Below are 23,677 nucleotides of genomic sequence, written 5' to 3'. Positions count from 1 at the left end.
CGGAGGCCGGCGCCGCGTACGAGGCGGCGGCGCCGCTGGTGTCGCGGGTGGGGGACGCCCTGTCGCAGGCGGAGCTGACCCTGCGCCGCGGCTACCTGAAGTGGGACGAGGGGCACGTCGAGGAGCCGCTGGAGCTGTTCCGGACGGCCGGGCGGCTGTACGAGGCGGCCGGCTGCCCGATGGGCGCCGCCCACGCCACCGCGTACGAGGCGTGGGCGATGCTCCAGCTCGGGCACCGCGAGGAGGCGGCGCGGCTGGCCCGCAGGGCCCTGGAGGTCCCGCACTCCGACCCGTCATGGGCGCCCGCGCTGACGGCCCGGATCACGCTCGGCGTGGCCATCGCCGGCGAGGAGCCCGGCGAGGCCGTCCGGCACCTGCACGAGGCCCTCGGCCTGGCGCGCGAGGACGGCCACAAGCACAACGAGGCGTGGTGCCTGAACTGCCTCGGCGTCGCCCTGCGCCGGATGGGCCGGTACGAGGAGGCGCTGGACGCCCACCGGCGGGCGTTCGCGCTGCTCGACGAGCTGTTCGAGGAGCACTGGAAGATCCACTTCCTGAACGGCTACGGCGAGACGTGCCGGCTGGCGGGGCTGCCCGAGGAGGCCCTGCGGCTGCACCGGCGGGCGCTGGAACTGGCCCCGGAGGTCGGGTACCGGCACGAGGAGGCGCTGGCGCACGAGGGCATCGCCGCCGTCCTCGACGGGACGGACCCGGCCGCGGCGGAGGAGCACCGTGCCGCGGCCCGGGCCGTGGCGGGCGGGCTCAGCCCCGGGCCCGCGACGACGGCGCGGTGAGCGCGTAGATCAGCAGGATGGACATCGCGATGGTCAGCACCGACCAGAGCGGGAACGCCCGCAGGAACGCGATGTGGCCGAGCGCGGTGAGGACGGCGAACATGACGCCGACGACGCGCGCCCACATCCGCCCGGCGATGATCCCCGCGCCGACGGCGATCTGGAAGGCGCCGAGGATCAGCCAGAACCAGCCCCACGACGTGAAGTCGAACACCAGGATCTGGTTGCCGTTGGCGAGGTAGTAGTTGTCCCTGAACAGGCCGACCAGGCCGTCGATCACGTTGAACGCGCCGATCACCATGGCGAGGGTGCCGGCGAACGTGAGCCATCCGGACGTCGGCCGCAGGTGCCGGGCCGAGCCGTGCGCCGTTCTGGTCATCGTTGGCCTCCCCATGCTCGCGGCCGGTCGTTGATGCCGGAAAGGTCCCCGTTGTTCTGGTATCCGGAACCGTGTTCGGTGCCCTTTTGGTGCAGGCCCGGGTGAAATGTGACCGGAAGTCGACACGGTCGCCCCGACTCTTTGCCCGGCGGGGCTTTTGTGGCGATTTGTTCCGGGACATACGGAGGTCATGGCTGGACCCGCGTTCGACGACCGGACCGACTTCGAGAACGCCGCGCGCGGCCGGGTGGCGCCCCTGTCGCCCGACGTGGTGACGGACGCCGGCGGGCGCGTCGTCTGGGACGGCGACGCCTACGCGTTCCTCGACGGCCCGTGCCCCGAGTCGGTGAACCCGTCCCTGTGGCGGCAGTCGCGGCTGTGCGCCGTGCAGGGGCTCTTCGAGGTCACGGACGGCATCTACCAGGTGCGGGGCCTCGACCTGTCGAACATGACCCTGGTCGAGGGGGAGCACGGCGTGGTCGTCATCGACCCGCTGGTGTCCGCCGAGACGGCCGCCGCCGCGCTGGCGCTCTACCGCGAGCACCGCGGCGACCGGCCGGTCGCCGCACTCGTCTACACCCACTCCCACGTCGACCACTTCGGCGGCGCCGAAGGCGTCATCCCGGACGGCGGCGACCCCGGGGCCGTGCCGATCCTGGCGCCGGCCGGGTTCCTGGACCACGCCGTCGCCGAGAACGTCTACGCGGGCACCGCGATGGGCCGCCGCGGCGTCTACCAGACGGGCGCCCTGCTGCCGAAGGGGCCGGACGGGGCGGTCGGCACCGGCCTCGGGCTGACCGCCTCATCGGGACGGGTGACCCTCGTCCCCCCGACCAGGGACATCACCCGGACCGGGCAGACGGAGGTCATCGACGGGGTCCGGATCGTCTTCCAGCTCACCCCCGGAACCGAAGCGCCCGCCGAGATGAACCTCCACTTCCCCGAGCGGCGGGCCCTGTGCATGGCGGAGAACGCCACCCACAACCTGCACAACGTCCTGACGCCGCGGGGCGCCCTCGTCCGCGACGCCCGCGTCTGGGCCCGGTACCTGGACGAGGCCATCACGCTGTTCGCCGACGGCACCGACGTGGCGTTCGCGTCCCACCACTGGCCGACCTGGGGCCGCGCGGAGATCGTCGCGTTCCTGTCCCAGCAGCGCGACCTCTACGCCTACCTGCACGACCAGACGCTCCGGCTGCTCAACCAGGGCCACACCGGCATCGAGATCGCCGAGATGATCGACCTGCCGCCCGCCCTCGCCGGCGCCTGGCACGCGCGCGGCTACTACGGCTCGGTGAGCCACAACGTCAAGGCCATCTACCAGCGCTACATGGGCTGGTTCGACGGGAATCCCGCGCACCTGTGGGAGCATCCGCCCGTCGAGGCGGCCCGGCGCTATGTCGAATGCATGGGCGGCGCGTCCAGGACGATGGCGATGGCCCGCGACTACGCCGCCCGAGGCGACCTGCGGTTCGCGGCCACGCTGTTCGACCACGTCGTCTTCGCCGATCCGGAGAACGCGGACGCGCGAGCCGGGCTGGCCGATGTGTTCCAGCGCCTCGGCGAGGGCGCCGAGAACGGCATCTGGCGCAATTTCTACCTGACCGGCGCCATGGAGCTGCGCGAGGGCGTCAAGCCGGTCCCGACGAGCATTTCCGGCGGCGTGACGGCGGGCATGACCGTCAGCCAGGTCTTCGACTCGATGGCGATCCGCGTGAACGGCCCGAAGGCGTGGGACGAGCACCTCACCATCGACTGGCATTTCACCGACTCCGGCGACCGGCACCGCATGACCCTGTCCAACGGCGCCCTCACCCACCGCCGCGTCGGCGCCCCGTCCGGCCCCGCCGACCTGACCCTCACCCTGACCAGGCCGGGACTGTTCGCCCTCATCAAGGGCGAGAGCACGGAGGGCATCGACGTGACCGGCGACGTCGCCGCGCTCCGCCGCCTCCTGGCCGTCATGGACGACCCCGAGCCGAACTTCCCGATATCGACCCCGTGACCACCGCCGCATTAGGCGGCGATTCCGTCATTCCTCCGGGGAATTCGCGGCCGACGAGCCGTCGGGCTTTCTCGCGAGGACGAGGCGGGCGCGGGGAGTGCCGTCGTCCCGCCGGCCCAGCGCCGTCAGGGGAACGGTCGTCACGCTGAATCCGGCCTCCGCCAGATCCTTGGTGACCGCGCCCAGCGGGCAGGTGCGGTAGTACATGACGAACGGGGGACGCCACACCGCGTTCCGGACGCGCATGACCGCGTCGAATCCGAGCAGCGCCCAATACCAGGGCGACGTGATCGGCAGCGGGCCGCCGAGCGGAAAGGCGAAGAGCCCGCCGGGCCGCAGCGCCCTGTGCACCCCGGCGAAAACGGCGGGGCGTTCGGCGGGCAGCAGGTGGCCGAGCGCCCCGAAGGTCACGGCCAGGTCGAATTCCGCGGCGAGGGAAAGGCTCCGGACGTCCGCCCGGACCAGTTCCGCGTCCGGATGCGCTTCGCGCGCCTCCGCGAGCATCCCGGCGCTGAAGTCGACGCCCGCGATCCGCTCCCGGCACACGGCCTCGAGCGTCCGCATGCCCGCGCCGGTGCCGCAGCACACGTCCAGCCCCCGGCCGAACGGCCCGAGCGGCCGCAGCGCCTCGGCGGTCGCGTCGAGAACCGCGTCGGACGTGCGAAAAGGCGTGTGGTCGAACTTCGGGGCGAGCAGGTCGTAGCCCCGCTCGACCGAGGACAGCGCCTGCACCGCCAGTTCGCGCAGCGACGGCCCCTGAGACGAGAACACCGCCCAAGGCTACTCGCGGCGTCGCCGCCGCGGAGCCGTGCGCCGCGGCCACCCGCCCCTGCGGTCAAGGGCGCGGGGGCGCGGCGGCCTCCAGGGCGTCGATGTCGCCGGACATGATCGTGCGGACGTGGTCGGTGATGTGCTGGAGCGGCCAGTCCCACCAGGCCAGGTCGAGGAGCCGGGCGATCTCGGCGTCGCCGTAGCGTCGCCGGATGAGCCTCGCCGGGTTGCCGCCCGCGATGCCGTAGTCGGGGACGTCGTCGACGACGACGGACCCGGACGCGATGATCGCGCCGTGCCCGATGCGGACGCCGGGCATCACCAGGGACCGGTAGCCGAGCCACACGTCGTTGCCGAGCACGGTGTCGCCGCGTCCGGGCAGGCCGGTGATGAGGTCGGCGTGCTCGGCCCAGGAGCCGCCCATGATCGGGAAGGGGAACGTCGACGGCCCGTCCATGCGGTGGTTCGCGCCGTTCATGAGGAACCGCACGCCCTCGCCGAGCGCGCAGAACCTCCCGATGACGAGCCTCTCCGGCCCGTAGTGGTAGAGCACGTTGCGGGTCTCGAAGGCGGTCGGGTCGTCCGGGTCGTCGTAGTAGGAGAACTCGCCGACCTCGATCAGCGGGGACGTGACCAGCGGTTTCAGCAGCACGACGCGCGGCTGGCCCGGGATCGGGTGCAGCACGTCCGGGTCGGCGGGCACGGGCGGCATGGCGGGCCGTTCCTTTCGGCGGGGCGGGTCCGCCCGGCGGGACGGTCCACACTAATGCGACAACTGATGCATTAAGATACTGGCACGACGCCGTCCCACCGAGCAACCGGAGCACCACCGATGACGCCACCGGCAGACGACGGGCCAGCGCCGCCGCGGCGCCGCCCCGGCGGCCGCACCGCCCGCGTCCGGACGCAGGTCCACGACGCCGTCCTCGCCGAACTCGGCGAGCACGGGTTCGACGGCCTCACCGTCGAGGCCGTCGCCGCCCGCGCCGGCGTCCACCGCGCCACCGTCCACCGGCGGTGGGGCGACGTCGGCGGCCTGCTCGCCGACGTCCTGGACGCGGCGGCCGACGACGCCTGGGAGCCCCCGGACACCGGCTCCCTGGAACGCGACCTGGCCGGGCTGAACCGCGAGATCCAGGACGCCATGACCGCGCGGCCGCCGGTCATGGCGGCCCTGATCGCCGCGTCGTTCCGCTCCGAGAAGGCCGAGCGCGCCCAGCGGCGGCTCTGGGAGGACCGCTACGCCCGCTGCGAGATCGTCGTCGCCAGGGCCGTCCGCCGCGGCGAACTCCCCCCGGCCACCAACGCCAGGCAGCTCCTGATCGCCGCCACCGCCCCGCTCTACCACCACCTGGTGCTCCTCCGCACACCCCCCGACCCGGACCTCCCCGGCCACGCCGCCCGGACCGCCGCCCTGGCCGCCGCCGCCGGCGCCTTCACCGGCACGGACCGCTGAGCCGCGCCCGCCTCCGGCGCCGACCGCTCATGCGAACGCGGCCCGGTGGTCGCGGGCCCACGTCGCGTAGGTGCGCGCCGGACGGCCGAGGACGGCGGCCACGTCGGCGGTCAGCCGGGCGTTCCCCCCTTCGGCGATGAACCGCTGGCCGCGCATCGCGCCCTCGGCGAACTCCGGGTCCCGGCCCGCCGCGATCATCTGCTCCTTCGCCGCCTCCGGCGGCACGTCGACGATCCCGATCGGGCGGCCGAGCACCTCCCGCAGGATCGCCACCTGGTCGGGCGCGCTCAGCAGCTCGGGGCCGGTCAGCGTGTAGGTCCGCCCCGCGTGGCCCGGCGCGGTCAGCGCGGCGACCGCCACCTCGGCGACGTCGCGCGGATCGACCACGCCCTGGGCGCCGTTCCCGGTCAGGTTGGCGACCGGCCGCCCAGCGCGGATCATCGAGGCCCAGTGCAGCGTGTTGGTGGCGAAGCTGCTCGGCCGCAGGATCGTCCACTCCGCCTCGCCCGCACGCAGCGCCTGCTCGCCGGGCAGATGCCAGCCGCCTGCCCTGACCTCGGTGTCCTCGCCGGTGCCGATGGCCGACAGCTTCACCACCCTCCGGACGCCCTGGGACCGCGCGGCGTCGAGCATCGCCCGGTCGTGCCGCTCGATCCAGGGGCCCGGCGCGTCCAGCAGGAAGACCGCGTCGCACCCGGCCACCGCGCCGTCCAGGGAGCCGGGGTCGTCGAAGTCGCCCCGGACGACCTCCGCCGGAAGGCTCCTGCCGTCCGGGTTCCGCGTCATCGCCCGGACCCGCTCGCCGCGCTCGGCCAGGATCCGGACCACTTCTGTTCCGATGGTGCCCGTCGCACCCGTCACGAGGATCATGCCGGGCACTCTGCCGCCCCGCCCCGCGGCGGATATAGGAAGAACCGGCAGGCCGTAGAGTCGTCGGCGTGGACGCGATGACCCCCATGCCCGCGCTGCGGCCCTGGATCGCCGACGCGACGCTGATGCGGCCCGACGGCGCCCGGCCGATCGTCCACCTCCCCGACGCCGCCACCGCGCTCGTCTACCGCAGGACCGGCGCCCGGGACGGCGACCTCCGCGTGGTCGGCCCCCGCAGCCGCGCCTCCTACAACCCGGGCAAGGACCTGCCGATGTGCGTCCGGGCCCGGTTGCGCCCGGGTGCCGCCCGGACGCTGCTCGGCGTCCCGGCCGGCGAGCTGCGCGACCGGGCCGTCCCGCTCACCGACCTGTGGGGCGACCGCGCCGCCCGCCTCGAAGCCCGGCTCAACGAGCTGACCGGCCCCGACGCGATCCTGAGGGCCGTCGAGCACGCGCTGCTCGACGGGCTGCGCGACGGCACGGACGCGCGCGACCTGCTGCTCCGCGAGGCCGTCGAGTCGCTGTCCACCACCGGGGAACGGGTCGCCGCGCTCGCCCGGCGGCTCTCGGTCAGCGAGCGCCACCTGCGCGACCTGTTCACCGACCGGGTCGGCCTGCCGCCCAAGCGCTTCGCCCGCATCCAACGCGTCCGCACGGTGCTGGCCCGCGCGGGCTCCGCGCAGTGGGCGGGCCTCGCCTCCGATACCGGCTACTACGACCAGTCCCACATGACGGCCGACTTCCACGCGCTCATGGGCGTCTCCCCGGCCGCGTTCCGTGCGGGCCGCCTTCCCGCGAGCACGCCCTGCGCTGCATAAGGAAAGAGGCCGGAGCCTCTTTCGGGAATTGATCAGGCAAAGTTCTGGAAAGCGCTGGATAGCGCCTGCTCGTCCGAACACATCCCGGGTGGCGGCGGACGAGCGAAGGCGTGGACATGTCCGATGAGCGGGTCATCGATCCCGAGGGCGCGTACATATGGGACGGGTGGGGGACCTGCCTGTCCTGGTGGGCGAACACCTTACTGGGCGCGCGGGACGACCTGGCCGCCGCCCTGTTCGGCCTGGACACGGCCAGGGTGACGGCCTCCGGCGGCGAGATCGAGCTTCCCGGACTGGGCCTGAACATCGTGCGCTACAACCTCGGGGCCTGCACCTGGACGGGCGGCTCGGCGATGGCCGAGTCGCCCGCCATCGTCCGGCGCAAGCAGATCGAGACGTACTACGACGGCGAAAGGTGGAACTGGAGCGCGGACCCGAACCAGCGGAGCATGCTGGCGAAGGCCCGCGACGCCGGCGCCGACACCTTCGAGATGTTCTCGGTCTCACCGCCCTGGTGGATGACGGTCAACGGGAATCCCTCCGGCGCCGAGCAAGGCGAACAGGACAACCTGGAATTCCATTACCAGGACGCGTTCGCGCGCTTCATCGCGGCGGTGGCCCGGCGCGCCCGCGACGACTGGGGCATCCGCTTCACGTCGGTCGAGCCGTTCAACGAGCCCTCGCTGACCGCCTGGCACGCGCGGCAGAACCAGGAGGGGTGCCATTTCACGCTCGGCGCGCAGGAAGCGGTCATCGAGTGCCTGCGCCGCGCGCTGGACGAGCACGGCCTCGGCGACGTGCTGATCGCCGTGTCCGACGAATGCCGCTATATGGATGCGGTCGACACCTGGCAGAAGCTCACCGAAGGCGCCAGACGGCTCGTCGGCCGTGTCAACGTCCACGCCTACGAGCCCGACGAGAAAGGCCGCAGCCGTACCAGGCTCCGCGAAGCCGTCGGCGAAGAGACTCCGATATGGCAGTCCGAGTACGCCGAAGGAGAGCCCGACGGATTGGCGATGGCGCTGAGCATCAGCCGTGACATCCGGTATCTTCGGGCGGCCGGATGGGTCTGCTGGCAGCCCGTCGAGGCGCTCGACTGGGGGCTGCTGGACGGCGAGTACGACGACCGGACCCCGAATCCGACCGGCGGGGCCCCGGGCACGCTCAAAGGCGAAGTGGGCGGCGTCAACACGAAGTATCACGTGCTCGCCCAATACAGCCGCCATATCAGGCCGGGGATGCGGATCCTGAAATCCGGGCACACGAACACCGTCGCCGCCCACGACCCGTCCGCCCGGCGGCTGGCCTTGGTGACCGTCAACGGCGGCCGGAAACGGACCGTCACCTACGACCTTCGGTCGCTGACCGGAGGCGCGAACGCGGCCCGAGTGTGGGTCACCGACACGATCGACGCCCCCGCCGCACGCCGCTACGCTCGCCGGCCCGACGCCGATTCCCAGGGCGGCCTGCTCACGGTGGTCCACGAGTCGAACACGGTCACGACCATGGAGGTCGACGGCGTCTGAGCACGCGCGGGGCGCTCACCGACGCAAGAGCACACCATGACCCACCTGTGGTTTTCGCCGTCTCCGAGGCAGGGGACGGTGCAATTGCATCGCTGCGTGAGGATGCAGCGCCGCGGCGGCGCGCGACGCAGCATCCGAGGAGAACCGTGAATCGGAAACGCCGGGCGGCCATGTCGGGAACAGTCGCCGGAATCGTCGCCCTCTCGACCCTGACTCCCGCCGTCGCCGCGGACCGGACCGGCATTGCGCCGTCGCCCGGAACCGCCGGCGGGAAGGCCGAGCCGCTCCCGCCCAAGCTGCCGCGGAACTTCCACGGAAAGGGCGAATACATCGTCCGGGATCTCGGCGTGACGGTGCCCTTCACCTGGACGGGACGGGACGGCGACAGCCAGATGATCGCGGGCGGCCCCCGCTACCCGATCTGGTTCACGAACCTCATCTACCGGAACTCGCTCTACACGCTGACCTACAAATGGCCCGGCCTCAACGACCACGAATGCTCCCGCATTCCCGGATTCAACCTGGACACCCTGAACCAGAAGCTCAGCACCTCGCGCTTCGTCGGACAGGAGACGCTGCAGCGGAACCCGCGGCGCCACGTGAACCACTGGAGGGTCGGCGTCGTCGTACCGCAGCTCCCGCCCGGCAAGTTCCTCCGCTTTCCGCTCGCCCTCGGTGACGTCTACGTCGACCAGCGCGACCGGGGGACCTTCTGGCAGGTGCTCCAGTTCGGCGTCCAGAACCTTTTCGATCCGGAACTGGACGAATGGATCGTGATGAACACCTTCAAGCACACGCCCGGAAAAGTCCGCCTTCCCCGCCAATGCCCGCGGTAAGGCGGCCTTCGAGGCACCCCAAGGTCGGAGCCGGACGTGTGTGAGAGAGTGGTTCATGCCCTTGAGCAGGTATGACGTCAGGACGTCCATCGCCGTCTCCGACATCGAGAAGGCCGTCGCGTTCTACGAAGGCAAACTGGGCCTCGAGGTCCTGCAGACCGGTCCCAGCGCCGACATCATCGGCGGCAGCCGCGTCTACGCGTCCGGCGGCGGCCCGGCGCTGAACGTGTACCAGTCCGTCACCGCCGGAAAGACCGACGCGACGCTGGCGACGTGGTACGTCGACGACATCGACCAGATCGTGGACGAACTCGCCTCGTCCGGGGTCGAGTTCGTCCGCTACGACCAGTTCGAATGCGACGCCAGGGGAATCTGCCCGCGGGCCGGCGGCGGGCGCATCGCCTGGTTCCAGGACCCGGACGGCAACACCTTCGCCATCGAAGCCGACATCTGACCCTCCGGGACGGTCAGCCCTGGCGGGACGGCCGGATGGTCAGGTCGCCGATCTCGACGTCGTCGGGCTGGTCGATCGCGAACGCGATCGCGCGGGCCACCGCCATGGGGTCGATGCCGAGGTCGGCCATGTTCCGCCTGGCCTGCTCGCGCACGGCCGGGTCGTCCACGGCGTTGTCGATGAGCTCGGTGCGGACGTAGCCGGGGGAGATCGACGTCGTCCGCAGAACCCCGTCCGTGCTCTCCTGCCGCAGGCCCTCCATCAGGGTGCGCACCGCGTTCTTCGTCCCCGCGTACACCGCCTGAGTGGGAACGATCTTCAGGCCGGAGGTCGAGACGACCGTCACGAGGTGACCGGTGCCCTGGCGGCGGAACACCGGCAGGGCCGCGGCGATGCCGTGCAGGATCCCCTTGACGTTGACGTCGACCATCGCCGACCAGCCCTCCACGTCCAGGTCGGCGACGGGGCCGATCCGGCTGATCCCGGCGTTGCCGACCAGGACGTCCAGCCGGCCGAAGCGCTCGACGGCCGCGGCGACGAGTGCCTGGAGGTCGCCGGGATCGGTGACGTCCACCCGCAGGGCGGCCGCCTCCCCGCCGGCGGCCTCGATCTCGCCGACGAGCCGGTCCAGCCGCTCGGTCCGGCGAGCGCCGAGGACGACGGCCGCGCCCTCCGCCGCGAGGTGGCGGGCCGTCGCCTCGCCGATGCCGCTGCTGGCCCCCGTGATGGCGACGACCTTGCCCTGGATGGTCATGGAGAACCTCCACCTAGAATGGGACACATGTCCGGTTACCCTGACCAGCCTAACGGACACGTGTCCGCTTCTGTCGCGGGCGCGGCGCGGCGTGCGGACGCCCAGCGCAACCGCGAGCGGATCCTCCAGGCGGCCCGCGACCTCGTCCGCGAGCCGGGCGAGCTGAAGCTCAACGCCGTCGCCAAGGCCTGCGGCATCGGGCAGGGCACGCTGTACCGGCACTTCCCGACGCGCGAGGACCTCCTCGCCGAGGTGTACCGCCGCGAAGTGGAAGAACTCGTCGCCGCCGCTCCGCGCCTGCTGGAGACCCACGAACCGCTCGACGCGCTGGCGGCGTGGTTCGACCGCGTCGCCGCCTACGCCCGGGTCAAGCGCGACGTGTTCGCCGCCATCGAAGCGGCGACGTGGCGCGACCTCGCCGCCCACAGCCTCGGCCCGATCGGCGAGGCGGTGGAACTCCTCCTGGCCGCCGGCCGCTCGGCCGGCGGCGTCCGCGCCGACGCCGAAGCCCGCGACGTCATCGTGCTCATCAGCTGGCTGTCACGCCTGGACGACGCCGAACTCGACGCGCGGGGACCGCGACTGCTGTCGATCCTCATCGACGGCCTCCGCCCACCCCGCCCCTGACCGCCTCCCGCGCGGCGCGGCCGGCGTCAGCCCTGCTCGTCCGCGACCAGGATGATCGTCTTGCCGGGTGTCCGGCGGTGGCGGGCGAACGCGGCGGCCGTCTCGGAGAGCGGCCGCACGTCGCCGACGATGGGCTTGAGCCGTCCGTCCTGAAGGCGGCGCGCGAGTTCGGCCAGCAGGGCGCGGTCGGGTTCGACGACGAAGAAGACGGCTCGCCCGTCATCGGGCTGCACGGTGGGCGGCATGGCGATGGTGACGAGGGTGCCGCCCGGCCGTACCAGTCCGGTCGATCGTTCGAGGATCTCTCCGCCGATGACGTCGAACACGACGTCCACCTCCCCGGCGTCCCGCAGATCGTCCGCGCCCAGGTCGAGGAACATCTGCGCGCCGAGGCCGAGCGCCACGTCCCGGTCGCCGGCCCGGCCGGTGCCGATCACGCGGGCGCCCGCCTCCCGCGCGAGCTGGACGGCGATCGAGCCGACACCGCCCGCGGCGCCGTGGACGAGGACGGTCTGACCCGTCGTCAGGCGACCGTGGTCGAACAGTCCCTGCCATGCCGTCAGCCCCGAAATGGGCAGCGCGGCGGCCACGGTGTGGTCGACGTCGGCCGCCAAAGGAGCGAGGTTGCGGGCCTCCACCGCGGTGTATTCGGCCAGGGAGCCGTTGCGGGTCCAGTCGGTCAGCCCGAACACCCGCTGGCCAACGGTGAGGCCGGTGGTTCCGTACCCGAGTTCGACCACCACTCCGGACAGCTCGTGCCCGGGGACGCTGGGCGTCCGGTCGCGACCGGCGCGATCGGTCCACGTCCCCGGCCAGTCGAGCTCTCCGGGGGTGAAGCCCGCGGCGTGCACGCGCACGATGACGTCGTTCTCCGCGGCATGCGGGTAGGGCACGTCGGTCAGCGTGAGGCCGCCGACGCCCGCGTCACGGTCCCGCGCGGTGATCGCTCGCATGCTCGCTCCTTTCAGAACGCCGGCGCGCCGAGGCCGGGCCGACATCGACCCGATACCCGCTCGGCAAGGACCAACCCACCACGAACGCCCCCGTGACCAGGCGTCCTGTCAGCTCGGCCACGGCGAGCCGAGGACGCGCTCGACCATCGTCGTGCGGTGGAAGCCGGGGACGAAGTGTTCGAGCAGGTCGGAGTTCACCGTGCCGTTCGTGGTGCCGGGACGGTCCTTGAGCCCCTCGACGGAGACCCGCAGGAACTCGTTCTTGAAGTCCCCGCGCGGGTGGACGGCGAGGATCGCGTCCAGCTGCTCGCGTTCCAGCCCGTCCAGCCCGAAGCCGATCCCGTCGGTCAGGACGCCGAGGTGCGTGGCCGCGATCTCCGGGCCCATCCGGACGGGGATGCCCGGCGTGGTGTGCAGCGCGACCGCCGTCCAGACGGTCTGAGCGGCCGCCGTCGAGAACCCCCGGTCCAGAAGGAACCTGCGCGCGTGGTCGGCGCCATCGACTTCGAAGCGCTGCTCAACGTCGGAAAAGGGATTCACGAGCCCGGCGTCGTGGAACATGGCCGCCAGGTAGAGCAGCTCCGGGTCCGGCTCCACACCGAGCTTCCGCGCCTGAATCAGACCGAAGAAGAAGACCCGCCGGGAGTGGTGGAAGAGGAAGGGGCCGGTCGTCTCCCGGATCAGGCCGGTCGCGTCGGCGACCGCCGCCGTCTCGGGAACCGCCAACCCCGCGATGACCTCCGCCATAGCGACCTCCCCCAAAGCATGCCGCGACTACGACCCATACCCGGTGCTACCCGCTCCGGCTCAGGCCGACCGGGCGGCGGGCCTGAGGCCGTCCATCAGGAGGTCCAGCAGACGACCGGCCTTGGCTTCGTGCTCGCGCCGGGGGGCCACGGTGAAGATGCCGATGAGGGAGGCGGCGATGTCGTCGGCGGGGACGTCGGAGCGGAGGTCGCCCGCCGCGCGACCGGCGTCGAGGATCGTGGTGATGGCCGCCAGGAGCTCGCTCCGGGTCTGCGCATGGGCGATCTCGCCCGACTCGATCATCGCGAGCAGCGTGTCGAGCATGCCGTTCTTCGTCGCGATCCAGTCCCCGAACAGGTCCATCCAGCGCCGCATCGCCGCGGCCGGCGGCAACTGGCCGAGCAGCTCGCGGGCGCCGGTCGTCAGCCGCGCGACCTGGTCCCGGTAGACCGCGTCGACCAGCGACTCGCGGGTCGGGAAGTGCCGGTAGAGCGTGGCGATGCCGACCCCGGCCTCGCGGGCGATCGCACGCATCGACGGCTCGGCGTCGGCCGACACGAACACGTGGGTCGCCACCGCGAGCAACTGGTCGCGGTTGCGGGCCGCGTCCGCCCGGGGCGCGCGCTTCTCCGCCTCAGCCAAAACGGATCACGCTCCGGTTGTGTTACGGTCGTCCATGGAAACGGAGCATAGTCCGTTTCAAGGAGAGGGGCGTCCATGCGGGAACAGAGCGATCAACCGCCGGCGGGCAGGAGCAGGGCGGTCCGGCTCGATTCATTCGGCGGACCGGAAGTGCTGGACGTCCGCGAGGTCCCCGCTCCGCAGCCCGGTCCGGGGCAGATCCGCGTGCGGGTCACCGCCGCCGGTCTGAACCCGATGGACTGGATCATGATCGCCGACGCGGACACCGCCGCCCGGTTCAACCTGAGCCTCCCGGCCGGGTTCGGGACCGACTACGCGGGACTGGTCGACCAGGTCGGTGACGGGGTGACCGGCTTCGCGCCCGGCGACCGGGTGTTCGGGGGCGCGCTGTCCCGCGCCGTCGCCGACTTCGTGGTGATCGACACGGCCGGGGGGACCGCGGCGAACGAGGCCCATCACACTCCCGGCGGCGTCGACGACCGCACCGCCGCCACCCTCACCATCGCCGGCCGCACGGCGTCCGCCGCCCTCGCCCTGGTCGACCCCGGCCCGGACGACACGGTGCTGATCGGCGGCGCGGCGGGCGGGGTCGGGGTGTTCGCCGTCCAGCTGGCCCGGATCGCGGGAGCGCGCGTGATCGGGACGGGATCGGCCACATCATCCGACTTCCTGCGCGATCTCGGAGCAGAGCCGGTCGCCTACGGCGACGGCCTGGCCGACCGGGCCCGAGCCCTCGCTCCCGGCGGCGTCACCGCCGCCATCGACCTGCACGGGACGGAGACAGCGCACGCCGCAAGGGAACTCGGCGTCCCGGACGGCCGCATCTGCACCATCGCCGCGCAGGTCGACGGCGTGCCCGCGGCCAACGGCGCGAACGCGGCTCCCGGCGCCCTGGAAGAGCTCGCCCGCCTGGTCGCGGCGGGCCGCCTCCGCGTACCCATCGCGGCGACCTTCCCGCTCGAGCAGATCCGCCACGCAGCCGAACTCCAAGCCGGCCGCCACGTCCACGGCAAGGTAGTCATCAACCTCTAAACCAAGCCCGCCACGACTGTCCCAGTTCCACATCGCGCACGAGGTCCACATCCGCAGCAAACAACCAGCCGATCGCCGACACACTTCGCTTCCCGCCGCACATCGTCAGGCACAGCGACATCGAAGTGACGATGACGACCCACGTGCATGCCCCTTGGAAGAGGAGCACGAACAGCGGATCGGTGGAGATCTTGAAGGTGCCGGCCCGGTGCGGCTCGAGGTCGAACCGGCGCCAGATCCGCCCGATGGTGGACTGGCTCAGCCCGTGCGTTCGGCCATCGAGGCCCTCGACCAGTGCGTGGCACCCGACGGGGCCTGCTCTCTGGGGTGAGCGTGACCATCTCCTGCACCTTGTCTCGCAGGATCGAGGGCGGCCGGCCAGGGCGGGGCTGATCGGCCAGCCCGGCCAGGCCATGTTTGATGAACCGGTGGCGCCGCTGGCCACCGTCGGCGACGAGACACCCAACTCGGCGGCCGCATGCGTGTGGAACGCACCGGGTTGCGCGCATGCCAGCACGATCCGGCACCGCAACGCCTACGCCTACGTCGGGGTCGCCGCTCGCCTGGTCATCGCCACCGGCGCCTGGAAGGGGCACGCCCCTCAACTCGCAACCTGGTCGAGCGACCGGGACTCCTGCAGGCAATAGCTCCAGGAGTCCAAGGCGCCGCGCGGCGGGGCGTCAGTTGGCGCAACAGGCCCCTCGAAACGGGAGACGGACCAGCGGCCGGCCCAGCCGCTGGTCACGCCCGTGTTCAATGCAGGCGGGCCTTGCGCAGCAGGCCGACGAGGCCGTGCCTCTCGTCGTTCGGGCCGGACGAGAACCAGACGGCGTCGGTGCCACCGGTCGTCGACGTCCCGCGCAGGAGCGCCCACAGGCCGTCGATCTCGATCGGCCGGCCGTCCGGCCGGCGCAGCGCGCCCCGCCAACGACCACGCGGGGTGAAGGCGTTGATCCGGCCGTCGCCGAAGTTGCCGACGAGGACGTCTCCGGCGAAGTCGCCGAATGATCGGGGCGCGATCACCAGCCCCCACGGCGCGTTCAGCGGACCGCGGGAGGCGAAGCGGTGATGGGAGCGGCCGAACCGTCGGTACTCCACGACGAAGCCGAGCCCGGGGCCGGGGACGTCGTCCTCGGCGTCCGCATCCTGCTTGGCGTAGGTGACGAACACGGAGCCGCCGAGGACGGCGACGTTGAACGGAGCGAAGCCTGGTGGGATCGACGGGTCATCGAAGCGCCCGCTGTGCGGCCTGAGGCGCCGGAACCTACCATCGAAGACGTCGATGCGTCCGTTGTGGAAGTCTGTCGCCAGCAGGAACGCCCCGTGGCGGGTGTGCAGCAGCGCCAGTCCCTTGTAGATGGCGCCGGGCGCGCCCGCCACGCGGACCGCGGTGGTCCCTGTGTTGCGGTTCCATGCGGTGATCGCGCCGCTCTCGCTGCTGAAGATGAAGTTGGCCGGCGCGCCCTTCACCGCGAAGTGGCCGGTGTCGTTGAAGACCTCTCCGGTGGGCGCGCCGCCCTCGACGGTGACTTCCAGTGCCAGCTTCGTCACGCCTTTCGCGCCGCCGGCGTACACGGTGGCGACGCCGGTGCCGTTGTTGGCGACCCACAGCGGTCCGGTCGGGCCAAGCGCCAGGCCCCATGGGTTGACGAGCTTGGGGTCCTGAAGACGCGCCCGGCCTGGGATGTCGGAGACCAGGTCGGTCTCGGTGAACCGGGTGCGCCAGTCCATCCCGTCGGCGCGGTTCGGGGTATTGGCGGACGCAGGACGGGTCGGGGCCATTCCTGTCAGCAGGGCAAGGACGGCCATGAGCATACCTAGAATTCTTCGCACTCAGATCTCCCTGAATCGACCAGTTGGTCCGGACGGACCGCGGCGATCATTACCCCGGGTAGGTTCGGCGAACCCGGCTGCCGCACCACGCGACGGAATCCTGACCAACAACGACAGCCGCTTTACGTTCGGGTCGATCGGCGCACCGTCCGGTACACCCGAGCCCGAGGAACCATCCTCATGAGATGGAACAACCAACTGGGCCCGCCCGGCCCCCCAAACTCGCGGGCTGAACTGCAGGAAATCAGGGCAAATTGACCCAAAGCACAAGGTCGTCCACAGTCAGAGCGCCGGAAGCACCGCGGCAGCGATCGCCCCGCTTTCGCCCGGCCGACCACGCACGGCGATCGCCTCGGACCTCGGCCATCGTGTCGGCGCATGGGATCGGCGCGCGAGCCAGGAGATCGATGCGCTCACGCCGAGCCTCGATGACGGCGTCAGATTCCCACAGTTTTGCAGTGATCCTCCGTTGCTGGATTGGCCGGCGAATAGGCGCCGCGATCTGCTCCGCTATGAACCTCGCGAGGGGGATCTTGTGGCTAGATCAGCGTCATGCGCAAGGGGTGTATACCTCGGAAGCGTTCCCTCCTTGGTATGCACCAATTCGTTTCTGATTCTGTGTATCCCGCTCGCGATTGAGGCATTCGTGTTCAAGGGGGCTGACCTGGTTCGGCTAAAGGTCGGTCCGGCGGTCGCGCGGGTCGTCGTCGAGGTCGAGCGAGGTGAATAGACGTTCCCTGAGGCGTGGCGCCAGGGGGTCCCTGTCCAGCAAGGCCAGCCCGAAATGTCGTCGAGAAAGCCCGACTCGGGCCCGGTGGCCTCGTACAAGAGCCGGTTGGCGTGCCGGAAGTGCGGGCCTGGGTACATGTTGCCGTTCTCGTGCTCCCACGGCGTTTGGGAGTTCGCCGCGCCCCTGAGCCCGCCCGCCCGGCGACCACGCGCAGCTTGTGACCTGTTGCTTGAAGGCTCGAGCCGTGGTTCCCCGGCGTTCGTGTGGTCTGCCGGGCTGCCGACCGTTTCGCTGCCTGGACGTACTTGACTCCGACCCTTCAGTGGAGCAGATATCGGCACGGAGCCTCGCCGAGGGGCAGTGACGGTCGGACGCGGCCGGACAGATGAGAGAAGCGCCCGGACATGTTCTTGCAGGTCGGACGCTTCTTGGTGCTGCTTGATCCGGTGGGCAGGGGCGGGGTCGAACCGCCGGTGGTCAAGCCTCGCAGAACCTGGTCGGTTGCCGGCCCGAGCCGCTGCTGACCGCGATCGCCGCGGTGCGCTGGACGACGAAGGCCGGCCTGCGCCGCCGCCGAGTGTCGGCGGACGTAGGAGCCGTCGCCACCGATGGTTCAGCGGTACCTCCGGTCGGCGGCATTGTGTCCGGCACGGTCCTGTCGAGCGACCCGTCCATGCTCGACCCCGGCGTCCTCGACGTCACCATCGCTAGCGACGCACGCGAACCGCGCCCTTCCGCAACCCGCGACATTCTCGACCTGTGGTTCACTGGTCGACCGCCCGAGCGCAACCTGTGGGCGCGCTGTGACCGGACGCTGTGACACGAATAGCCGACTGTGGGTACCGGTGTGAGCCCGGTGGTCGCAGAGTCGGGGCGGGGGCTTCGTGTGTGCGATAGGCGGAAGGTGTTCGAGCGGTGTGCATCCGCTCCGGGCCGTTCCGGGGCCGGAAGTGAGAGCACCCCTGACCGTGTTTCTGCTGGCCAGAGGTGTAAAGGTGGGCAGGGGCGGGGTCGAACCGCCGACCTTCCGCTTTTCAGAAGTAGCAACCACCCTGCTCGCAGAACATTTGCCGAGGTAGACGGTGCCTCAAGGCTGCCACTGGTGCCCGGCGTATGGGGCTGTTGTCGTCAGGACTGTCGTCAGCTTCGTGGTGCTGACCTCATGCCCTCAGCCGCCGTATGTGCCGCTTGTACTGCCCCTACTTGCCGGCGCTGGATGCCGCCGATGAGCGCGATAATGTCGCTTATGCGACCCGCCGCACGGGCGGCCGGGGCTGAGGGTTCGTAGGTTGGTGCGAAGGTACGCCTAGCTTCTCAGAGAGGCCGTCAATGAGTGAGACCGTCTACATCACCGCACGCGGCGACCGTCACCATGCAAGCTCCGACTGCTCGGGCATCACCGGTCCGCACAAGACAGCAGTCACCCAGGGTTACGAGGTGTTCGAGCCCGAGGAGATCACGCTTGCCGAGGCTCAGCAGCGTGGGAAGGGTGTGCCTTGCCCAATCTGCGGTGGCTCGGCGTGAGTAGCGGCTCGCTCCGCCTCCAGCCCATCCTCCCGAGTAGCCTTGCTCGTAGCCGCATCTTGCGGAACGAGGCGGTGCCTCCACAGTCCTAGTGGTTAACACCCCCACCTAGGGAGAATATGTGACTACCGCATTGATCTCTGGAATCTTCGCAATAGTCGGCGCATTCGGTGGCGCACTTCTGCAGTCATGGAACAGCCGAAGAACCTTGTCGGAGCAGCGGCAGCACGAGGATCGGCTGCGAGATCTATCTTACCGACGCGACCTATATGCAAGATTCGCCAATATCGCAGATGACGCCTGGCATGCCACATGGAGGCTTAAACATGCAAAAGAATGGATAGAAGAGGCGGAGGATGCGGATGATGAAGAAGAGCGTAAGGAGGCCAAAAAAGATTTTGATGCGAGCGCATACGAACACTCAGACCTAATCCTCAAACTTACATCGATTCGATGGGAGGTGGAACTAGCTGCACCGTCCGAGGTTGTCCAAAAGGTACAGGCGATACAGATAGCAGTCGCTGAAGAAGAGGCTCCCACCGGCTATCTCGACGGCGCCCCAGAGGCAATCAGAGACTTCGTCGTAGCAGCGAGGAAAGATCTCGGGCTTCCAGTAAATTCGGTGTTCCTCTGAGTGCTTAACATGACTGCCTTTATTCACTGCATCTCGCGAGAAGCGAGTGATTCATTTCTAGGCGCCCCATAGAGGAACGAGGGCTTCTCGTTGCCTTCTCCAGACACTGTCATGAGGTGGCTCGGGCGCACACTCGCTCGGCGGCATCAGACAGGTCGCCTTCGCAGTAGAACTGGGAGAACCTCTACCGAGCAGACCAGGGCGGCGCTCAAGCGGCTCGGGGATCATCTGCGGCAGGTCGGCGATGACAGCGGCGAGGCGCCCGTGTAGCTGTACTTCGCTGCTGTACCTGTTAGCGAGAAGGCCCTCTCCGTAGCTGGAGGGGGACTTTGACGTGGGAGCCGGCGAGGGGATTTGAACCCCCTAACCTTCTGTTTGCAAGCGAGATCAGGATCGTCCAGGGCTGTCCCCGCGGGTCGCCTGACCAGCCTCGCGGTGTCCCGCACGTCCACACCCGTCCAAGATCATCCAAGCTCGCTGTTAGCAGCGCCGTTAGCACGCACGCCCGTCCCGGAGGGTGCGTCCGCGCGAACGGCGAGACGGCGTGACAGACGGATGCGCGCGGGCGTGCCCTCCGGCCCGCGGGGGGCTGGGGGCCGCGAGGCCCCCGCTTCGCGCACGCTCAGCCGTGGTGGGACTTCATAGCGCGTCAGCTATGGGCCATCTCCGTTCGCCTGCCTTCGCTTCTCCTGTCTTGGCCTCGGGAGCGGCCGCCACTTCGTGAGGCAACCGGCTCGGAACCGACAGGATCTCGCCTACGTCGGATGACTGAGGAGCTTCCTCAGGCTTAGGATCGCTGCATTGACTCACACTCGGAGGAAAATATGGGCGACTCGCAGAGGTTCTTTCTATTTATCGGCGCGGGGAATTGGAATGCTGCACTGAGTGGATTGAAGGCGAGCGGTATCCCATATCGAATGAAGATGCTTGAATCTGGGCCTGACAACTGGGCTACTATCGAACAGATTATCAACGACTCTGCACTCGCTGGAGTAGCCGTAAAACTAACCAGCTCGATATTTAATATGATATGCAGCCCGGAGTACAAAGAGCATGCCGAGCGCATATTTTCTGCGCTTGGCAAGGTTCCGAACGTCGTTTTTGTGCATCAGAACATCTTTTTAGGGAAAGAAATTACTCCCATTGTCTATCCGGCCAACGACGAGGGGTACTTTGTGTACCTGCAGCATTTCTTTACGCCTCCAAATAGGGAAGTTAGGGATCAAGTACGAGCACTACTTGAAGCGAATCGGATCAACATGGTTCCCTATGAAACGAACGCTGAGATGGCGGTATTGGCTGCCGCATTCGTCGAGGATAACCAAAGGCATCTGCTTTTCCGAATCTACGTCCCATCTGGTCGCTTGTATGCAGCCGAGGCGGACAAGTTGCTTGCGCTATTTCAGGATTGGCTGACTCAAACTGGACGATTTCGCGTCAGGCAAGACGGTTATCGAACGGCGGCCGGACAAGTTTATGAGTTTTATGGCGATGAGCGCGCGACGAACTCGGAGCTGTCTCGAAGCTTCGAAGACTTCTCTCTATTTCTGGACCAATGCATAGAAGCTCCTGAGGCGGCCACGGAGACACTCAGTGCGTCGGGATTGAATAGAAGTGCAGCATTTACGCTCGTATCGCGTTATGGGCGCGAAGCTAGACGTCTCCAACTGGACCTTAAGCACGAACGTGAAGCGCGAATGCTTCAACTTAAGCAAAACATGGAATCCGAACTATTGGATGCAATGTCGCCCCCCTTGGCTCGCGAGCTGGAATCCGTGATTGAGAACTGGGTCCCAAAGGCTACGATTCTTGCGCCGTTGGATTCGACAGCCAGTGTACCCGTCAGTGGCGCAACGACCATTAATATCAGTCAACAGATCATTCAGTCCGTCCAGGATATGACTATTCAGAATATTTACGGCACAGCAGACCTTCCTGATGAGGCGAGAGCACTCCTTAAGTTGGTCGGTGAGTTCGGTGGAGACGAAGCAGGATCGTTGGAATCTGCTGTCCATGAAGTCGAGGATGCTGATGCTAGAGAGACTGATCGACTCAATGCTAGGCAACGCCTGAAGGGCTTTCTGATTCGGCTAGGTGAGCGCGCCGAAGAGACTGCTGTAAATGCACTCATGACGTACCTTGAGAACAAGGCTGGTCTGTAGCCTCCAGTTCCGCGGGCGCGCGACGCGGCGCGGCGGGACCGGACGGGACAGGCCGCACGCCCGGCGTGCCGGGGCGGGCGGCCGCCGGCGACCGCGAAGCGGGCGCCCTTGAAGACGTAGAGAAAGTTCTCATCCGGCACGGCGGCTGCCCGGCTGACCTGCGGTTATGGGATGAGCTTGGTGAGGGCTCGGCGGGTTTGGTCCGCGAGGCTGACGGCTGCGCCTAGGCGGTTGTCGATGGTGAGGTGTGCGGCCTCGGGCGGGTCTTCGGTGTTCAGGCCAGCGGTGTACTCGTCCCAGTGGGCGAGCTTCCATCCGTCTCGGGCGGCGTCGCGCAGCTCGATGTACTCGTGCATGGTGTCGACGTCGCTGTGCACCCAGATCGCAGTCACGTCCACGCCCTTGGCCTGGCATCGGTGGGTCAGGCGCGGCAGCCATGACGGGTTGTTGAGTTCGTCGATGAACGGGGCCGCGAGGATGATCGACACTCCGCAGTCGATGTTGGCGTAGGCGGCGTTCATCATGCACCGGTACTCGTGCGGGCGGACCTCGGCGCGGTAGAGGGCGGTGTGGCGGTCGTGCGGGTCGCCGTGCAACGAGATCAGTAGGCGCTCGGCAAGGCGGCGGGTGAGCGCGTCTTTGTCGAGGAGGGCCCAGCCGGACAGGTCGGAGAGGAAGCGGGCGAACTCGGTCTTGCCGGATCCGGCGTAGCCGCCGACCAGGACGAGCGTGGGGTTGCCTCCGGCGTTGGCGACGGCTCGGCCGTGCCAGGCGTTCGCTAGGCGCATGGCGAGGGGGACGGTGTCAGGGAAGAACGGCGAGAGGTCGAACGGGGCGCCGTCTGCGCCGGGGGTCTTGCCGCGGGCCTCGGCTGCCATGCGCTCCAGGACGGTGAGCGGGACGTTATGGACGCGCGCGAGGTGCGGCAACCAGTCGTCGGGGATGCGCTCGCCGCGTTCCCAGCGGGAGACCTCGTGTCGGGTGAGTGTGTCAGAGCCGATGAGAGCGCATAGCTCGGCGGCGAGTGCGCTTTGGCTTCTGCTGCCTCGTAGGCGCCTGAGGTAGGCGCCGAACTCCCGTCGCTTCTCGGTGGTCATGCCGTGGCCACCTCCCGTCACTGAGTGTGGCCCACACCTGGCCCCCTGTCAGGCTCCTTTGTCAATCGTGGGGCGGCGGAAGGCTGGTCGTCGTGCCGTTCGGGCCTGCTCAGCGGGCTCGCCGTTCGATCGCAAGGACACCCACGATGCAGACACATGCGCCAAGAGAAGACGCGGTTCTCCGTCAGCTCCAAGAGGAGTTCACAGGGCATCGCATCTGGAGGTCTCGACGCTGGGACGGGCAGGCCGGCGACTGGGTCGCCACGCTGTTCGACCGGGCGGCGGGTGTCGACCCGACGGTGATCCGGTCGGACGCTGAAGCGCTGCGGGCGGCGCTCGTCGAGGAGCGCGAGCGCGCGGCCGGTACGACCAAGAGGACCTGGTGATGGTGTCCGCTCCCCTGCCATCACCGGACGGGGCCGCTAATGAGTCCGGGGCGGCCCCGGGGGAGGTTGAGGTGGCGCGGCCGGTGCTTGTCCCCCCGGATGCACTGGCCGCGTCACCTCGGCCGTGGGGCGCTCGGCTGTACCTCGGGCGGCTTCGGCGTGCGCTGCTGCGGGACGGGTGGACGGTTGAGCGGCGGTATGCCGAGTCGCCCATGATGCTGCGGGTGTACTCGGCGGCCGCGCCGTGCCTCGGGGACAGCGTCTCGGTCGTCCGTGAGGCTGACGGCTGGTGGTTCCGGTCAAGTACGAGTGATTTGCTCGCCCCGTGCGGCCGTGTCGACCTGGCCGCTTCGGCGGTGGCGGCCTCGTTGCAGCCGCCGTGGCTGGACCTGGCGATGCGGGTTCGGAGTCCAGGCGGCATGTGATGGACGCCGGGGCGGCGCTGGTCGAGCTTGCGGCGCGCTTCGGGGTGCCGTGCTGGTGGGGGACGTACACGCGGGCGTACTGGGCGATGGTGCCCGCGTCCGGGCGGTGGCGCCTGGTGGAGGCGCTGACGCTGCGAGAACTGGCCGTGGCCATCCAAGCGTCGGACGGGTGGCCGTGGCCGTGATAACGGCCGCGCGGCAGGGTAGACGGCTGGGGTGTCG

General features: G+C 69.4%; 26 protein-coding genes. 15 read left to right on the top strand and 11 right to left on the bottom strand.

The genetic code is table 11. From position 1 onward, the window contains the following. Positions 1-794: tetratricopeptide repeat protein (locus ABZ914_RS05855; protein ID WP_500191933.1), on the top strand; the 794-nt coding region annotated here is incomplete at its 5' end. Here the strand turns inward: ABZ914_RS05855 and ABZ914_RS05850 are convergent. Further along, on the bottom strand, positions 763-1,173 hold the full coding sequence (locus ABZ914_RS05850; protein ID WP_500191931.1) for a DUF7144 family membrane protein: 411 nt from the start codon (positions 1,171-1,173) through the stop codon (positions 763-765). The two genes, ABZ914_RS05855 and ABZ914_RS05850, sit on opposite strands and share 32 nt — an antisense overlap. 190 nt (positions 1,174-1,363) lie before the next feature. Here ABZ914_RS05850 and ABZ914_RS05845 point away from each other — a divergent pair, with 190 nt between their 5' ends. Beyond that, positions 1,364-3,178: an alkyl/aryl-sulfatase gene (locus ABZ914_RS05845; RefSeq protein WP_500191930.1), complete on the top strand. Its 1,815-nt coding sequence runs from the start codon at positions 1,364-1,366 to the stop codon at positions 3,176-3,178. Positions 3,179-3,205: 27 nt separating this feature from the next. Here the strand turns inward: ABZ914_RS05845 and ABZ914_RS05840 are convergent, their stop codons facing one another. Together ABZ914_RS05840 and ABZ914_RS05835 are read right to left on the bottom strand one after the other, a co-directional pair. Further along, on the bottom strand, positions 3,206-3,949 hold the full coding sequence (locus tag ABZ914_RS05840; RefSeq protein WP_500191929.1) for a class I SAM-dependent methyltransferase: 744 nt from the start codon (positions 3,947-3,949) through the stop codon (positions 3,206-3,208). Between the two features lie 64 nt (positions 3,950-4,013). After that, positions 4,014-4,661, bottom strand: a complete 648-nt coding sequence (locus ABZ914_RS05835; RefSeq protein WP_500191928.1) for a CatB-related O-acetyltransferase — start codon at positions 4,659-4,661, stop codon at positions 4,014-4,016. A gap of 120 nt (positions 4,662-4,781) precedes the next feature. Here ABZ914_RS05835 and ABZ914_RS05830 point away from each other — a divergent pair, with 120 nt between their 5' ends. Further along, positions 4,782-5,405 (top strand): TetR/AcrR family transcriptional regulator, encoded by a 624-nt coding sequence (locus tag ABZ914_RS05830; RefSeq protein ID WP_500191927.1) that lies wholly within the window; start codon positions 4,782-4,784, stop codon positions 5,403-5,405. A gap of 27 nt (positions 5,406-5,432) precedes the next feature. Here ABZ914_RS05830 and ABZ914_RS05825 read toward each other — a convergent pair whose 3' ends face one another. Further along, entirely contained in the window at positions 5,433-6,275 is an 843-nt protein-coding gene (locus ABZ914_RS05825) for an SDR family oxidoreductase (RefSeq protein WP_500191926.1), read from the bottom strand. 77 nt (positions 6,276-6,352) lie between these two features. Between ABZ914_RS05825 and ABZ914_RS05820 the strand changes: the two genes are divergently transcribed. The 4 genes from ABZ914_RS05820 to ABZ914_RS05805 all read left to right on the top strand — a co-directional run bounded on the left by ABZ914_RS05820 (position 6,353) and on the right by ABZ914_RS05805 (position 9,909). Continuing rightward, positions 6,353-7,093: a helix-turn-helix domain-containing protein gene (locus ABZ914_RS05820; protein ID WP_500191946.1), complete on the top strand. Its 741-nt coding sequence runs from the start codon at positions 6,353-6,355 to the stop codon at positions 7,091-7,093. Positions 7,094-7,209: 116 nt separating this feature from the next. After that, complete coding sequence (locus ABZ914_RS05815) at positions 7,210-8,619, top strand: glycoside hydrolase (protein WP_500191925.1); 1,410 nt, start codon at positions 7,210-7,212, stop codon at positions 8,617-8,619. 47 nt (positions 8,620-8,666) lie between these two features. Next, positions 8,667-9,455 (top strand): hypothetical protein, encoded by a 789-nt coding sequence (locus ABZ914_RS05810; protein WP_500191924.1) that lies wholly within the window; start codon positions 8,667-8,669, stop codon positions 9,453-9,455. A gap of 61 nt (positions 9,456-9,516) precedes the next feature. Further along, positions 9,517-9,909, top strand: a complete 393-nt coding sequence (locus ABZ914_RS05805) for a VOC family protein (RefSeq protein ID WP_500191923.1) — start codon at positions 9,517-9,519, stop codon at positions 9,907-9,909. A 13-nt stretch (positions 9,910-9,922) separates the two neighbouring features. Here the strand turns inward: ABZ914_RS05805 and ABZ914_RS05800 are convergent, their stop codons facing one another. Beyond that, positions 9,923-10,663 (bottom strand): SDR family oxidoreductase, encoded by a 741-nt coding sequence (locus ABZ914_RS05800; RefSeq protein ID WP_500191921.1) that lies wholly within the window; start codon positions 10,661-10,663, stop codon positions 9,923-9,925. Positions 10,664-10,723: 60 nt separating this feature from the next. On the opposite strand from ABZ914_RS05800, the gene ABZ914_RS05795 reads away from it, so the two are divergent. Next, positions 10,724-11,290 carry a TetR/AcrR family transcriptional regulator gene (locus ABZ914_RS05795; RefSeq protein ID WP_500191920.1) on the top strand — a complete coding sequence of 189 codons (567 nt, stop codon included), beginning with the start codon at positions 10,724-10,726 and terminating at the stop codon, positions 11,288-11,290. Positions 11,291-11,316: 26 nt separating this feature from the next. Here ABZ914_RS05795 and ABZ914_RS05790 read toward each other — a convergent pair whose 3' ends face one another. The 3 genes from ABZ914_RS05790 to ABZ914_RS05780 form a co-directional block, all read right to left on the bottom strand. Continuing rightward, the gene (locus ABZ914_RS05790; RefSeq protein ID WP_500191919.1) at positions 11,317-12,243 is read right to left on the bottom strand and encodes an NADP-dependent oxidoreductase; all 927 of its coding nucleotides are present in this window, start codon (positions 12,241-12,243) and stop codon (positions 11,317-11,319) included. 108 nt (positions 12,244-12,351) lie between these two features. Beyond that, complete coding sequence (locus tag ABZ914_RS05785) at positions 12,352-12,990, bottom strand: HD domain-containing protein (RefSeq protein WP_500191918.1); 639 nt, start codon at positions 12,988-12,990, stop codon at positions 12,352-12,354. Between the two features lie 60 nt (positions 12,991-13,050). After that, positions 13,051-13,632: a TetR/AcrR family transcriptional regulator gene (locus ABZ914_RS05780; RefSeq protein WP_500191917.1), complete on the bottom strand. Its 582-nt coding sequence runs from the start codon at positions 13,630-13,632 to the stop codon at positions 13,051-13,053. A 75-nt stretch (positions 13,633-13,707) separates the two neighbouring features. Here ABZ914_RS05780 and ABZ914_RS05775 point away from each other — a divergent pair, with 75 nt between their 5' ends. Then, complete coding sequence (locus ABZ914_RS05775; RefSeq protein WP_500191916.1) at positions 13,708-14,664, top strand: NADP-dependent oxidoreductase; 957 nt, start codon at positions 13,708-13,710, stop codon at positions 14,662-14,664. On the opposite strand, the gene ABZ914_RS05770 is transcribed toward ABZ914_RS05775, so the two are convergent. After that, positions 14,654-15,181, bottom strand: coding sequence for a transposase (locus tag ABZ914_RS05770; protein ID WP_500191914.1), 528 nt, complete (start codon positions 15,179-15,181; stop codon positions 14,654-14,656). The genes ABZ914_RS05775 and ABZ914_RS05770 overlap by 11 nt on opposite strands. Before the next feature lie 236 nt (positions 15,182-15,417). After that, entirely contained in the window at positions 15,418-16,473 is a 1,056-nt protein-coding gene (locus ABZ914_RS05765) for a TIGR03118 family protein (protein ID WP_500191913.1), read from the bottom strand. Between the two features lie 1,292 nt (positions 16,474-17,765). Between ABZ914_RS05765 and ABZ914_RS05760 the strand changes: the two genes are divergently transcribed. The 4 genes from ABZ914_RS05760 to ABZ914_RS05745 all read left to right on the top strand — a co-directional run bounded on the left by ABZ914_RS05760 (position 17,766) and on the right by ABZ914_RS05745 (position 21,547). Then, on the top strand, positions 17,766-18,047 hold the full coding sequence (locus tag ABZ914_RS05760) for a hypothetical protein (RefSeq protein WP_500191912.1): 282 nt from the start codon (positions 17,766-17,768) through the stop codon (positions 18,045-18,047). A 509-nt stretch (positions 18,048-18,556) separates the two neighbouring features. Beyond that, the gene (locus tag ABZ914_RS05755) at positions 18,557-18,751 is read left to right on the top strand and encodes a hypothetical protein (protein ID WP_500191911.1); all 195 of its coding nucleotides are present in this window, start codon (positions 18,557-18,559) and stop codon (positions 18,749-18,751) included. Positions 18,752-18,872: 121 nt separating this feature from the next. Next, positions 18,873-19,385, top strand: coding sequence for a hypothetical protein (locus ABZ914_RS05750; protein ID WP_500191910.1), 513 nt, complete (start codon positions 18,873-18,875; stop codon positions 19,383-19,385). An 824-nt stretch (positions 19,386-20,209) separates the two neighbouring features. Then, positions 20,210-21,547, top strand: coding sequence for a hypothetical protein (locus ABZ914_RS05745; protein ID WP_500191909.1), 1,338 nt, complete (start codon positions 20,210-20,212; stop codon positions 21,545-21,547). 164 nt (positions 21,548-21,711) lie between these two features. Here the strand turns inward: ABZ914_RS05745 and ABZ914_RS05740 are convergent, their stop codons facing one another. Then, positions 21,712-22,644 carry an AAA family ATPase gene (locus ABZ914_RS05740; protein ID WP_500191908.1) on the bottom strand — a complete coding sequence of 311 codons (933 nt, stop codon included), beginning with the start codon at positions 22,642-22,644 and terminating at the stop codon, positions 21,712-21,714. A gap of 146 nt (positions 22,645-22,790) precedes the next feature. Between ABZ914_RS05740 and ABZ914_RS05735 the strand changes: the two genes are divergently transcribed. Both ABZ914_RS05735 and ABZ914_RS05730 read left to right on the top strand, forming a co-directional pair. Next, positions 22,791-23,030, top strand: a complete 240-nt coding sequence (locus ABZ914_RS05735) for a hypothetical protein (protein WP_500191907.1) — start codon at positions 22,791-22,793, stop codon at positions 23,028-23,030. A 424-nt stretch (positions 23,031-23,454) separates the two neighbouring features. Beyond that, entirely contained in the window at positions 23,455-23,640 is a 186-nt protein-coding gene (locus tag ABZ914_RS05730; RefSeq protein WP_344275978.1) for a hypothetical protein, read from the top strand. Positions 23,641-23,677: the final 37 nt, after the last annotated feature.

Source organism: Spirillospora sp. NPDC046719 (assembly GCF_040645715.1).
Taxonomy (GTDB): Bacteria; Actinomycetota; Actinomycetes; order Streptosporangiales; family Streptosporangiaceae; genus Spirillospora.
This window is presented reverse-complemented; position numbering and strand designations above follow the sequence as displayed.